Source organism: Shewanella oncorhynchi, from assembly GCF_012584455.1.
GTDB classification, from domain to species: Bacteria; Pseudomonadota; Gammaproteobacteria; order Enterobacterales; family Shewanellaceae; genus Shewanella; species Shewanella oncorhynchi.
In genome coordinates, this window is the sequence record NZ_JABAEB010000003.1 from 239,124 (window position 1) to 251,012 (window position 11,889).

Sequence of the window (11,889 nt, forward strand, 5' to 3'; positions counted from 1 at the left end):
CAAAGTCATTATCCTGTTATAACAATGCGGGTAAAGCCGTAGACATTACACGTTCATTAAAGCCACCTCTTCAGGTGGCTTTTTTATTGCCTAAAATTCATGCTTTCGCGGAAACACCATGAGCACACAGACCACTATCAAGCTATCAGGATCCTTGGCGGCTAAGTTCGGACGCATTCACCAGCGTCTACTCGAAACGGGGACCACAAATGAAGCCTTTAGCGCCTTAAAAAATACCCTGCATGGATTTGATCTGTTTATTAAAGAACAAGCAAAGCTTGGGCTGCGCTATGCCATTTTTAGAAATGGACATAATACGGGTACCGATGAGTTTGATTTAGCAGGTACGACTGAAATTCGTATTGTCCCTGTCATTGGTGGCAGCAAGCGTGGCGGAATTCTGCAAACTATTCTCGGTGCCGTGATGATCGTCGTTGGTGCTTATTTTGGACAAGGCTGGCTAGTGCAAGCGGGTATTGGAATGGTCGCTGGTGGCGTGGTGCAAATGCTCTCACCGCAAGCGAAAGGACTGAAGGGTAGGGAAGCCGCAGAGAACGCTCCCAGTTATGCCTTTGGTGGCGCAGTTAACACCACTGCGGCTGGAAACCCCGTCGGCATTGGTTACGGTAAGCGCCGCATTGGTGGCGCAATTATTAGTGCAGGCATTTATGCCGAAGATATTGCAACCAGTAAACGCCCAATTCAATCGGGTGGCACTAATGGTGGCAGTCAACAGGAGCAATAATCAGCATGAGTATTCCTGCATTAAATCAACAACTGACTATTCATGGTGCTAAAGCGGGTGAAGGTGAGCAGCGTACGCCTGTCGAATCACCTGATGATCTGCGCTCAATTGCAAAAGCTAAAATCTTACTGGCGATCGGTGAAGGGGAGTTTGACGGCCAATTATCGGGCCAGAATGTCTTTTTAGATGGCACGCCACTACTTGATCCCAATGGCGCCGAAAACTTCCCCGGGGTGATTTGGGACTTTCGCCCAGGTACTGCGCATCAAACTTACATCCCCGGACTGCCATCTGTTGAAAACGAGGTGGCCTTAGGTATTGAGTTAAAGTCTGATCAGCCTTATACCCGTGCCATCACTAACTCATTACTCTCTGCTGTACGTGTGCGCTTTCGCTGGCCAGCACTGCAACAACAGCTCGATAACGGTGATGTAAACGGCTATCGAATTGCATACGCCATTGATCTGTCTACTGACGGCGGCAGCTATCAAACCGTGTTAAGCACAGCGGTGGATGGTAAAACCACCCAACCCTACGAGCGCAGCCACCGCATTGATTTACCAACAGGCAATAACTGGCAAATCCGTATTCGCCGACTTACCCCAAATCAAAACAACAATCGTGTCGCTGATTTAATGCAAATCGCGGCGATCACCGATGTTATTGACCGCAAGCTAAAGTACCCCAATACGGCACTGCTCTATGTCGAGTTTGACGCCAGCCAATTCCAAAACATCCCAGTGATATCTTGCGAGCCCTTTATGCGCAAAGTAAAGGTGCCCACTAACTACAATCCACTGACTCGTGATTATGCTGGCGTGTGGGATGGCAGCTTTAAAATTGCATGGACCGATAATCCAGCATGGGTGAGTTACGACATCATCCTCGATGATCGCTTTGGCACTGGTCGCAGGATTAATGCTGCGCTGGTGGACAAATGGGAGCTTTACCAGATTGCACAGTATTGCGATCAGCTGGTTCCTGATGGCAAAGGCGGTATGGAGCCGCGCTATATTTGCAATATCTACATTCAGCAAGCTACTGAAGCGTGGCAGGTATTGCGCGATTTAGCGTCTATCTATCGCGGCATGACTTATTGGTCAAACGGCCAAATGTACTCAGTGGCCGACATGCCACGCGATATGGATTACATTTATAACAATAGCAATGTGATAGACGGCAAGTTTAGCTATTCATCCAGCAGCGAAAAAGTTAAATACACTCGAGCATTAATCAGCTGGGATAACCCTGATAATGCTTATGAATCCGATGTTACCTCTGTATCAGATCAACCATTACAGCGCCGCTATGGCGACAACGTAATCGAATTATCGGCCTTAGGTTGCACCCGCGAATCAGAAGCGCAGCGCCGCGGTAAGTGGGCAATTTATACCAATAATAATGACCGTGCGGTCAATTTTAAAGTGGGAATGGATGGCAGCATTCCATTACCTGGTTTCGTTATCGGCATAGCAGATCAATTGATTGCAGGCAGTCGGATTGGTGGGCGAATCTCGGCGGTTAATGGCAAACAGATCACTTTAGACCGTGCGGCCACCATTGCGGTTAATGATCGGCTCATCATGAACTTACCCAGCGGTAAAGCACAGGCGCGTACCATCGAGGCTATAAATGGCCGCGTGGTGACGGTAACAACGGAATACAGTGAAACTCCATTACCGCAGCTGTTATGGTCGGTTGAGTCAGACGAGCTAAAGCTGCAACAATTTAGAGTGCTGCGCGTAGCCAAAGCAAATAGCGACAGCATTGAGTACGAGATCACCGCAGTTGAGCATAACCCAAGCAAATATCCGTATATCGATACAGGCGCACGGTTAGAAGAACGCCCTATAAGCAAGCTGCCGATCGGTGCACAAGAAGCGCCAGCTACTGTCACCATTTCACAGTCCGTATTCACCGAGCAAACACTCTCGGTTACCACTATGACTATTCAGTGGGCGACAGCGAAAAATGCGGTTGCTTATGAAGTGGAATGGCGCAAAGACTCTGGCGAGTGGATAAAACTGCCAAAAACCAGTAGCACATCAGTTGATATCCGTGGCGTTTACACCGGGCAATATATTGCGCGGGTTAGGGCGATCAACTCTGTCGATGTTTCGTCGGTACCAAAGGCATCAGCGCTGACCAATATCACAGGTAAAACTGGCTTGCCGCCAGCAGTCGCGTCATTTACTGCTACGCCGCTAGTGTTTGGCATTGGCTTAAATTGGTTGTTCCCTGCAGGTGCAGAAGACACGCTTCGGACCGAGCTTGAGTACGGGCCCAATAACAGCGAAAGCGGCATGATTAAATTGGGTGATTTTGCTTATCCAATTGCAACTCACACCATGACGGGATTAAGTGCAGGCGCTAATTTTTGGTTTAGGGCTCGGTTAGTCGATCGCACTGGCAACGTGGGGCCGTGGTCAGGATTTATCAGCGGACAATCATCGACAGACCAATCTCAATATGATGCGTATTTCAGCGAGCGCATTACATCTTCAGCACTAGGGCAAGAACTACTCAGTGAAATAGAACTGATCCCGCTGATAAAAATTGAAACTGACAAAATTCCTGATATTGAAATCAGTATTACTGATACTCAAACTCAAATTCAGCAAATGCAGGCTGAAATTGCTGATATAGCGGGTGCACCAGACTGGGACAATACTGCTAGTTATTTAACTGGACAACTAGTTAAATATCAAGGAAAGCTGTACTCAGCCAAGCAAACAGTACCAGCAGGAACGCTGCCTACAAATACAACATACTGGACTAAAATAGGTGAATTTTCATCTTTAGGTGAAGCGGTATCTGCGTTAACTGTACGAGTTGATAGCGTTGAAAACTCAATAGAGACTATTGATGGTCAGCTAGTATCGCAAGCATCGCGGCTGGATGGGATATTCGCTTTAGTAAATCCACCACTAGCAGGTGACATCAGTTGGAACGCCGGATCTACAGTTGTCTTTGCTGGCGTTTGGTCTGAGCAATATGCAAGGGCAACAGCTGATGAAGCATTAGCTAAGCGCATCGATACAGTTTCCGCATCAGTAGGTGATACACAATCGGCAATCTCAATTGAACAATTGGCCAGAACTACTGCAGATGAAGCATTAGCCTCGCAAATCACCACTGTTTTTGCAGTATCAAATAATAATTCAGCAATAATTAAAGAAGAGCAAATAGCGCGAGCCGATGCCGATAGCGCATTAGCAACACAGATAACCACTGTTCAGGCCTCGGCGACTGCCGCTAACTCTGCGGCATCAACTGCGCAAAGTGCCGCAAACTCAGCCGCTCAAGCTGCTGCCGATGCTGCAGGTTTAGCGGGTACCAAAGGCAAGGTGCTGATCCAGTCTACGGCCCCTGTAGCAGCTGATCGCTTAGCGCAAAACTTGTGGATTGATACGACTGGCAATGCCAACACACCTAAGCGTTGGAGTGGTTCAGCATGGGTTGCCGTCACTGACAAAGCCGCGACCGATGCCGCCAGCGCCGCAGCTGCTGCCCAAGCCGCCGCGAACGCAGCCCAACAAGGTGTTACGCAAAACGCTGCAGCGATTCAAACCGAGCAAACAGCGCGCGCCAATGCCGATAGCGCATTAGCAACACAGATCACCACTGTTCAGGCCTCGGCGACAGCCGCTAATACTGCCGCATCAACCGCACAAAGTGCTGCAAACTCAGCCGCACAAGCTGCTGCCGACGCTGCAGGTTTAGCGGGTACCAAAGGCAAGGTGCTGATCCAGTCTACGGCCCCTGTAGCAGCTGATCGCTTAGCGCAAAACTTGTGGATTGATACGACTGGCAATGCCAACACACCTAAGCGTTGGAGTGGTTCAGCATGGGTTGCCGTCACTGACAAAGCCGCGACCGATGCCGCCAGTGCTGCCGCTGCTGCCCAAGCCGCCGCGAACGCAGCTCAACAAGGCGTTACGCAAAACGCTGCAGCGATTCAGACTGAGCAAACAGCGCGCGCCAATGCCGATAGCGCATTAGCAACACAGATCACCACAGTTCAGGCGACAGCCAATAACGCATCAGCTGCAGTTCAGCAAACGTCAACGGCTCTTGTAGCATTAGATGGCAAACTGCAAGCCATGTACTCGGTAAAAGTAGGCGTAACTGCCGACGGTAAATACTATGGTGCTGGTATGGCGATAGGTGTTGAAAACACGCCTGCAGGCATGCAATCGCAGGTACTCTTTACTGCTGATAGATTTGCCATTGTTAATCAAATCACTGGCACATCCACCATCACAACACCTTTTACGGTTCAGGGCGGTCAGGTATTTATTAATAACGCGGTAATCGGTGATGGAACTATCACAAATGCCAAGATCGGCAGTTATATCCAATCAACAAACTATGTTGCAAACTCGATTGGCTGGAAGCTTGATAAAAATGGGCTTTTTGAGATAAATGGTTATCAAGCTGGACAAGGGAGAATGAGAATTACCAATGAAAGAATCGATGTCTATGACGCAGCTGGCACACTTAAAATCAGACTTGGCAAACTTATATGAGTTATGGATTAGCGCTTTACGCTCAAGATAGAACCATAGATATCACCAGCGGATGGTATCCAATGGCATTTAAAGGAACAATTGAGTTTACAGTAAAATATCTATCTGCCGCAGATGTTGTACAAGACTTTGTCATACCCAATGGCTGCAGGCTGTTTATTCAGCCTGCTGGCGCCGCTGTCAGGCACACCTCTTATGTTAGCTTTGGTAGCACTGTTTACACGGGTTACATTGTTAGCAGTAAGTGCGACGGTGGAAGGGTAACGCTATCACAAAGCCTTTGGTATGGCGGCGCAGACTCCACGCTAAATAACTCGGTAGTAAAATTTAATGTTTATGCGTATTACCCTGTTGCCAATGTTCCAGATAACTACGGGATCTTATTTGCTGACGGAGGTGTCGCGGTGGCCTTATCAAATGCTAACCGCTTAAACGTAGAAAGATTTAAATACACAATTACCAATGCAGATAGAGAAATAGATGTTTCAACCGCGATTGCATCAACAGAACCGCCTCCAAGTGTTTATGTCAGCGATACTGGTTACAACGCCATGGCATCTTACGTTTATTCAAGTGGCGGATATTGGCGCGTTAAGTGTTTAAGAGCAGGAGGTTTGTATAATGTTGGCTCGACGTATAATGACGAACCGCCAAGATCTGGCACAGTTAAAATTATCGCCTTTGGTTCACCCTTGCAAACTCTTCCAAGCTGGGGTTTAGCGTTTTATGGTGACGATGGCGGCGTGGCATTCAGTTCAGCAAACCCACCAGAAATGCCAAGAGGCTATCTCATCTCACCTACGCCATTAGCAAATCCACCAGGCTCAGCTGGTTGGCATGCGATCGGCGATTCAAATCCGCAGCAATTCCCAAACTTCGCCACAAAAAAACCGATGTATCAGGCCAGATTGATTGGAGCAGCAAAGCTAAGTTTTACTCCTTTCCCTGTCGGAATTTGGCTTAAGTCAGATGGGACTTTTACTTGCGGAGTGTTGACCAAAGGAGCTGGCAGCATGCCTGTTGGGGGTAGTGCATTTGGTTACTGGGGCGAATCTTCAGTTAACTCACCAATCCCTTACATACATGAAGATGATTATTTCTGACTTAAGTCACAATTACTCTTTGCTCATGAAAATATCACTTCAATTAATGTGATGTTGTCTGATTCTTAATGTAACTTTGCGACAAGACTGCATAGCAAAGCAGACCAGTTTTGCGGTATAAATTCTATTGTCAGCAGTTTTTTTATGTTACTTTGCGGCGATAAACATTAGTGCGTACAAATCTGGCTAACTTTTAGATGTGTACAAAACAGCGTACAAAATCAAGATTTATCGACATGGCTTAAGTTGAAATTAATAGCAAGTTCAACAGCATGTAAAGTAAATCAATTATTATAGATATAAATAACTGATCCCTCCTTATGCATACAAAAATTCTCGGAACTGGTAGTTATCTACCGGTGCAGGTGCGTAGCAATCAAGATTTGGAAAAAATGGTGGAAACCACTGACCAATGGATTGTTGAACGTACAGGTATATCAGAACGTCGCATTGCGGCTTTCGATGAAACCGTTTCAACTATGGGCTACCAAGCGGCATTAAAAGCGCTAGAAATGGCTGGCATAGAAGCATCAGATTTAGACATGATCGTTTGCGGCACCACCAGTGCTCCCAATGCTTTTCCTGCTGCGGCCTGTGAAATTCAAGCCATGCTTGGCGTGCATACCATTCCAGCTTTTGATATCGCAGCGGCGTGTTCAGGCTTTGTTTATGCTTTATCTGTTGCCGATCAATTTGTAAAAACGGGCGCGGCTAAAAAAGTATTAGTGATTGGTGCCGATGTACTGTCTCGCTTATGTGAGCCAGAAGATCGTTCAACGATTATTTTATTTGGTGATGGTGCGGGCGCGGTTGTGATAGGCGCATCCGAAACGCCAGGGATCATTTCGACCCACATTTATGCCGACGGTCGCCAAGGTGACTTATTGAAATGCGCTTTCCCACCACGTAAAGGCGAAACCTCTGAAGCGGTCGGTTTTATGACCATGAAAGGCAACGATGTCTTTAAAGTGGCTGTGACTCAATTGTCCCATGTGGTGACTGAGACGTTACGCATTAACAATATCGATAAGTCAGAAATTGACTGGTTAGTGCCACATCAAGCCAACTTCCGAATTATCAATGCTACCGCTAAAAAGCTCGATATGAGTCTTGATAAAGTCGTATTGACCTTAGCTAAACACGGTAATACTTCTGCCGCGTCAGTGCCCATTGCATTGGATGAAGCCGTACGTGATGGCCGTATTCAGCGCGGACAACTACTGCTGCTTGAGGCCTTTGGTGCTGGGTTTGCGTGGGGCAGTGCGCTCATTCGTTTCTAAGTTCTACATGTGTGTTCCACATGATTTTTCAATAAATTAAGTTAGCCATAGGTAATTTGAATATGGAAAATGTTGCTTTTGTATTTCCGGGTCAAGGTTCACAAGCCCTAGGCATGTTAGCCGAGCTTGCCGAATCTCATGCTGTTGTTGGACAAACCTTTGCTGAGGCGAGTGACGTCTTAGGTTATGATCTGTGGGCATTGGTTCAGCAAGGTCCTGTTGAAAGCTTAAATGAAACCGATAAAACTCAACCAGCCCTATTAGCGGCGAGCGTGGCGATTTGGCGTACCTACGTGGCTTCAGGCAAACCTATGCCAGCTATACTCGCGGGTCACAGCTTAGGTGAGTATTCTGCTTTAGTTTGCGCCGGTGTGATAGATTTTAAAGACGCGATTAAGTTGGTGGAATTACGTGGTCAACTGATGCAGCAAGCGGTTCCAGCTGGCACGGGTGCTATGTATGCGATTATCGGTTTGGACAACGAGAGTATCGCTAATGCCTGCGCCGAAGTGGCTCAAGGTGACGTGGTGAGTCCAGTTAACTTTAACAGTCCTGGTCAAGTGGTCATTGCAGGTCAAAAAGACGCAGTTGAGCGCGCTGCAGCAGCTTGTAAAGCAGCGGGCGCAAAAATGGCGGTGGCTTTACCTGTCAGCGTGCCATCACACTGTGCATTAATGAAACCTGCGGCGGATAAACTGGCCGTGGCATTAAACGATGTACAGTTTAATACCCCAACAATTACAGTGATTAATAACGTTGATGTGGCATCACCGACCTCTGCTGATGACATTAAAGATGCGTTAGTGCGTCAGTTATATTGTCCTGTCCGCTGGAGCGAAACGGTTGAGTTAATGGCCCAAAAAGGCATTACCCAACTGGTGGAATGTGGTCCTGGTAAAGTATTGACAGGATTGGCAAAACGAATTAACAAATCACTATCAGCCCAAGCGGTTAATGATGTTGCTTCATTAGCAGCATTAACTGAGTAAGGAGTTTATATGAGTTTCAACCTGAATTTAACAGGCAAAGTGGCTTTGGTGACAGGTGCGAGCCGCGGTATTGGCCGTGCGATCGCTGAGACACTGGTCGAAGCGGGTGCAGTAGTTATTGGAACCGCAACCAGTGAGAAGGGCGCTGCGGCGATCCAAGAATATCTGGGTGACAAAGGTTTTGGTTTAGTGCTTAATGTCACAGATAGTGAATCTGTTACACATTTATTCGCCTCGATCAAAGAAAAAGCGGGTGATGTTGATATTCTAGTCAACAACGCGGGTATAACCCGTGATAATCTGCTGATGCGGATGAAAGATGATGAATGGCAGGATATTATCGACACCAACCTGACATCGTTATTTAGACTATCAAAACCTGTGATGCGTACCATGATGAAAAAGCGCTTTGGCCGAATCATCAATATCGGTTCAGTGGTAGGCACCATGGGCAATGCAGGTCAAGTTAACTACTCGGCAGCAAAGGCGGGTTTGATTGGATTTACAAAATCTCTTGCAAGAGAGGTTGCATCTCGTCAAATTACAGTTAATGCTATCGCTCCTGGATTTATCCAGACCGATATGACAGATGAGCTGACCGAAGAGCAGCAAAAAGCTATCATGTCACAGGTTCCGATGGAACGATTAGGGCAAGCGCAAGAAATTGCCAACGCAGTGCTCTTTTTGGCCTCGGACTCAGCCGCTTACATCACAGGCGAAACTTTGCATGTGAATGGCGGCATGTACATGGTTTAAGGGCGAATGGCAGGGATTTCTGTCGCAACTGAGTAGTGATCTGTATCAATTGATAGTGAAATTTCGTGGTTAGACCACGAAAACTAAGCTTGCATTGTCAGCCAAATCTAATAAACTACTCGCAATCTTACGCAAGTGCGTAATTTGAATAGGAAAGAAAACTAATGAGCAACATCGAAGAACGTGTAAAGAAAATCATTGTAGAGCAACTGGGCGTTAAAGAAGAAGACGTTAAGCCAGCGGCATCTTTCGTTGACGATCTGGGTGCAGATTCTCTGGACACTGTTGAGTTGGTTATGGCTCTGGAAGAAGAGTTTGATACCGAGATCCCTGATGAAGAAGCTGAAAAGATCACTACTGTTCAAGCAGCGATCGACTACGTTTCTAAGAATCAGTAATTCTGAATTCTTGAAGACAGGCGGCATTTTTGCCGCCTGTTTTTGTTTTACCCCCGTCAAATTCTGCCTCCGTGCCATTCAATCGTTTCTGGATCGTGTTTTAATTGTTATCCACGAGATGCTCGCCGCAGATTGGCGAATTTTTCTAAATAAACGTTATTTAAGAAATTGTCTAATGATAGAAAACCCTGCGTCCTCTATCTGAATTAACAAATTAGCATTTAAAGGTGACTGCCGTGTCTAAACGTCGTGTAGTGGTAACCGGTTTGGGGTTAGTAACTCCAGTGGGCAATACTGTCGATACTACTTGGAAGGCTTTGCTTTCGGGTAAGAGTGGTATTGCACCGATAACCAAATTTGATGCCAGTGAATTTACCACTCGTTTCAGTGGTTCAGTAAAAGATTTCGATGTTGAGCAATACGTAACGAAAAAAGATGCCCGTAAAATGGACCTCTTTATTCAATACGGTATGGCGGCTGGCATCCAAGCTATCCAAGACTCAGGTCTGGACATGAGTAAAGAAAACCCTGGTCGTGTCGGTACTGCTATTGGTGCGGGTATGGGCGGTATGTGGTTGATTGAACAAGGTCACAGCGCATTGATGAATGGTGGCCCGCGTAAGGTTTCTCCTTTCTTCGTACCTAGTACCATTATCAATATGATTTCAGGCCACTTGTCGATCATGTTTGGCATGAAAGGCCCAAATTTTGCCGTGACGACCGCTTGTACTACGGGTGTGCATAATATCGGTTTCGCGGCGCGTACCATTGCCTATGGCGATGCAGATGTGATGGTTGCGGGCGGTGCTGAGGATGTCACTTCTCCTTTAGGCGTTGCAGGTTTTGGTGCAGCGAAAGCGTTATCGACACGCAATGACGATCCGACTGCGGCGAGCCGTCCATGGGATAAAGACCGTGATGGTTTTGTGATCGGTGATGGCGCTGGTGTGATGGTGATGGAAGAGTACGAACACGCAAAAGCACGCGGTGCGACCATTTACGGCGAGTTAGTCGGTTTTGGTATGAGCGGTGATGCGTTCCATATGACATCGCCTCCAAGTGACGGAGCAGGCGCTGCGGCGGCTATGGTCAATGCCATTAATGACGCTAAGTTATCACTGGAGCAAATTGGTTATATCAATGCCCACGGTACGTCGACGCCAGCAGGTGATAAAGCGGAAGCGGCAGCGGTTAAGTCAGTATTTGGAGACCACGCTTATAAAGTACTGGTTAGTTCGACTAAATCGATGACGGGTCACCTATTAGGTGCTGCGGGCGCGGTTGAAGCGATTTTCACTTTGCTAGCACTGCGCGACCAAGCCGTGCCGCCAACGATTAACTTGGATAATCCAGATGAAGGTTGTGACTTAGATTTTGTTGCCCATACAGCCCGTGACGTGAAGATGGATTACGCTCTGTGTAACTCCTTCGGTTTTGGTGGGACTAACGGTTCATTACTGTTCAAGAAAGTGTAAAATACGCATTTATGGTGTAAAAAACAGTGAAAAAATGCGCCTGAGGGCGCATTTTTTATGGGTCAAATTCATTACTCATGTGAGTTGAACTCCGTTATCTCATGACTTTATTGTGATGGATGTCACTTTCTAACTGTATGATATCCATAGTGTTAACATTTGTTCATCAAGCTTGTTTAATTCTAGTGACCACAGATAATGACAAACATATTCAATCTTAATGGAGTGTGTCATGTTAAATCCCGCGGTGATCCCGCTTGTTCCCCTTATTGGCGCATTAACTGCCAATCTGACCGAATTGATCCGCGGTGAGTTTAAAGTGTGGCATCCAAACATGGACATTGGGATCAAGACTTTTACCTTAGCAATCGCTGCTTACGTGGTGGTTTGGTTTGCCTTATTGGTGACGGCGATTAATGTCGGTGGCGATAGCAATATGTCCTCTGGCCTCGAAGTGCTTGGTTTCTTTATGTTTGGCTTAGGTGTTTACACTTTTGCTAAGGGTACGCGTTTCGTCAGTAGTGAACTTCAACTATGGATTTATCGTTTAGCGTTGCCGAGTTTATTGCTTTGCTGCGTGCTTATTAGCCACTTTGGTTAAATCGAATTTTTTG

The 11,889-nt window shown here is 46.7% G+C and carries 9 protein-coding genes; all 9 read left to right on the plus strand.

Annotation, left to right across the window (positions count from 1 at the left end):
* Positions 1-118: 118 nt before the first annotated feature.
* The 9 genes from HGO26_RS05720 (at position 119) to HGO26_RS05760 (ending at position 11,876) form a co-directional block, all read left to right on the plus strand.
* Complete coding sequence (locus tag HGO26_RS05720; RefSeq protein WP_168823873.1) at positions 119-745, plus strand: tail assembly protein; 627 nt, start codon at positions 119-121, stop codon at positions 743-745.
* 5 nt (positions 746-750) lie between these two features.
* Complete coding sequence (locus tag HGO26_RS05725) at positions 751-5,274, plus strand: TipJ family phage tail tip protein (RefSeq protein ID WP_168823875.1); 4,524 nt, start codon at positions 751-753, stop codon at positions 5,272-5,274.
* Positions 5,271-6,377, plus strand: a complete 1,107-nt coding sequence (locus HGO26_RS05730; RefSeq protein WP_168823877.1) for a hypothetical protein — start codon at positions 5,271-5,273, stop codon at positions 6,375-6,377. The genes HGO26_RS05725 and HGO26_RS05730 overlap by 4 nt, the downstream gene beginning before the upstream one ends.
* Positions 6,378-6,697: 320 nt before the next feature.
* The gene (locus HGO26_RS05735) at positions 6,698-7,657 is read left to right on the plus strand and encodes a beta-ketoacyl-ACP synthase III (protein WP_028760369.1); all 960 of its coding nucleotides are present in this window, start codon (positions 6,698-6,700) and stop codon (positions 7,655-7,657) included.
* A 62-nt stretch (positions 7,658-7,719) separates the two neighbouring features.
* Positions 7,720-8,646, plus strand: coding sequence for an ACP S-malonyltransferase (gene fabD, locus HGO26_RS05740; protein ID WP_168823879.1), 927 nt, complete (start codon positions 7,720-7,722; stop codon positions 8,644-8,646).
* A 9-nt stretch (positions 8,647-8,655) separates the two neighbouring features.
* The gene (gene fabG, locus HGO26_RS05745) at positions 8,656-9,402 is read left to right on the plus strand and encodes a 3-oxoacyl-ACP reductase FabG (protein ID WP_006081230.1); all 747 of its coding nucleotides are present in this window, start codon (positions 8,656-8,658) and stop codon (positions 9,400-9,402) included.
* 164 nt (positions 9,403-9,566) lie between these two features.
* Positions 9,567-9,800: an acyl carrier protein gene (gene acpP, locus HGO26_RS05750; RefSeq protein WP_006081231.1), complete on the plus strand. Its 234-nt coding sequence runs from the start codon at positions 9,567-9,569 to the stop codon at positions 9,798-9,800.
* A gap of 236 nt (positions 9,801-10,036) precedes the next feature.
* On the plus strand, positions 10,037-11,275 hold the full coding sequence (gene fabF, locus HGO26_RS05755) for a beta-ketoacyl-ACP synthase II (protein ID WP_006087466.1): 1,239 nt from the start codon (positions 10,037-10,039) through the stop codon (positions 11,273-11,275).
* Between the two features lie 232 nt (positions 11,276-11,507).
* Complete coding sequence (locus HGO26_RS05760; RefSeq protein WP_168823881.1) at positions 11,508-11,876, plus strand: hypothetical protein; 369 nt, start codon at positions 11,508-11,510, stop codon at positions 11,874-11,876.
* Positions 11,877-11,889 lie beyond the last annotated feature (13 nt).

Coding starts and splice junctions, on each gene's coding strand:
- HGO26_RS05720 (WP_168823873.1), top strand. CDS start 119: ATGAGCACACAGACCACTATCAAGCTATCAGGATCCTTGGCGGCTAAG.
- HGO26_RS05725 (WP_168823875.1), top strand. CDS start 751: ATGAGTATTCCTGCATTAAATCAACAACTGACTATTCATGGTGCTAAA.
- HGO26_RS05730 (WP_168823877.1), top strand. CDS start 5,271: ATGAGTTATGGATTAGCGCTTTACGCTCAAGATAGAACCATAGATATC.
- HGO26_RS05735 (WP_028760369.1), top strand. CDS start 6,698: ATGCATACAAAAATTCTCGGAACTGGTAGTTATCTACCGGTGCAGGTG.
- fabD (WP_168823879.1), top strand. CDS start 7,720: ATGGAAAATGTTGCTTTTGTATTTCCGGGTCAAGGTTCACAAGCCCTA.
- fabG (WP_006081230.1), top strand. CDS start 8,656: ATGAGTTTCAACCTGAATTTAACAGGCAAAGTGGCTTTGGTGACAGGT.
- acpP (WP_006081231.1), top strand. CDS start 9,567: ATGAGCAACATCGAAGAACGTGTAAAGAAAATCATTGTAGAGCAACTG.
- HGO26_RS05760 (WP_168823881.1), top strand. CDS start 11,508: ATGTTAAATCCCGCGGTGATCCCGCTTGTTCCCCTTATTGGCGCATTA.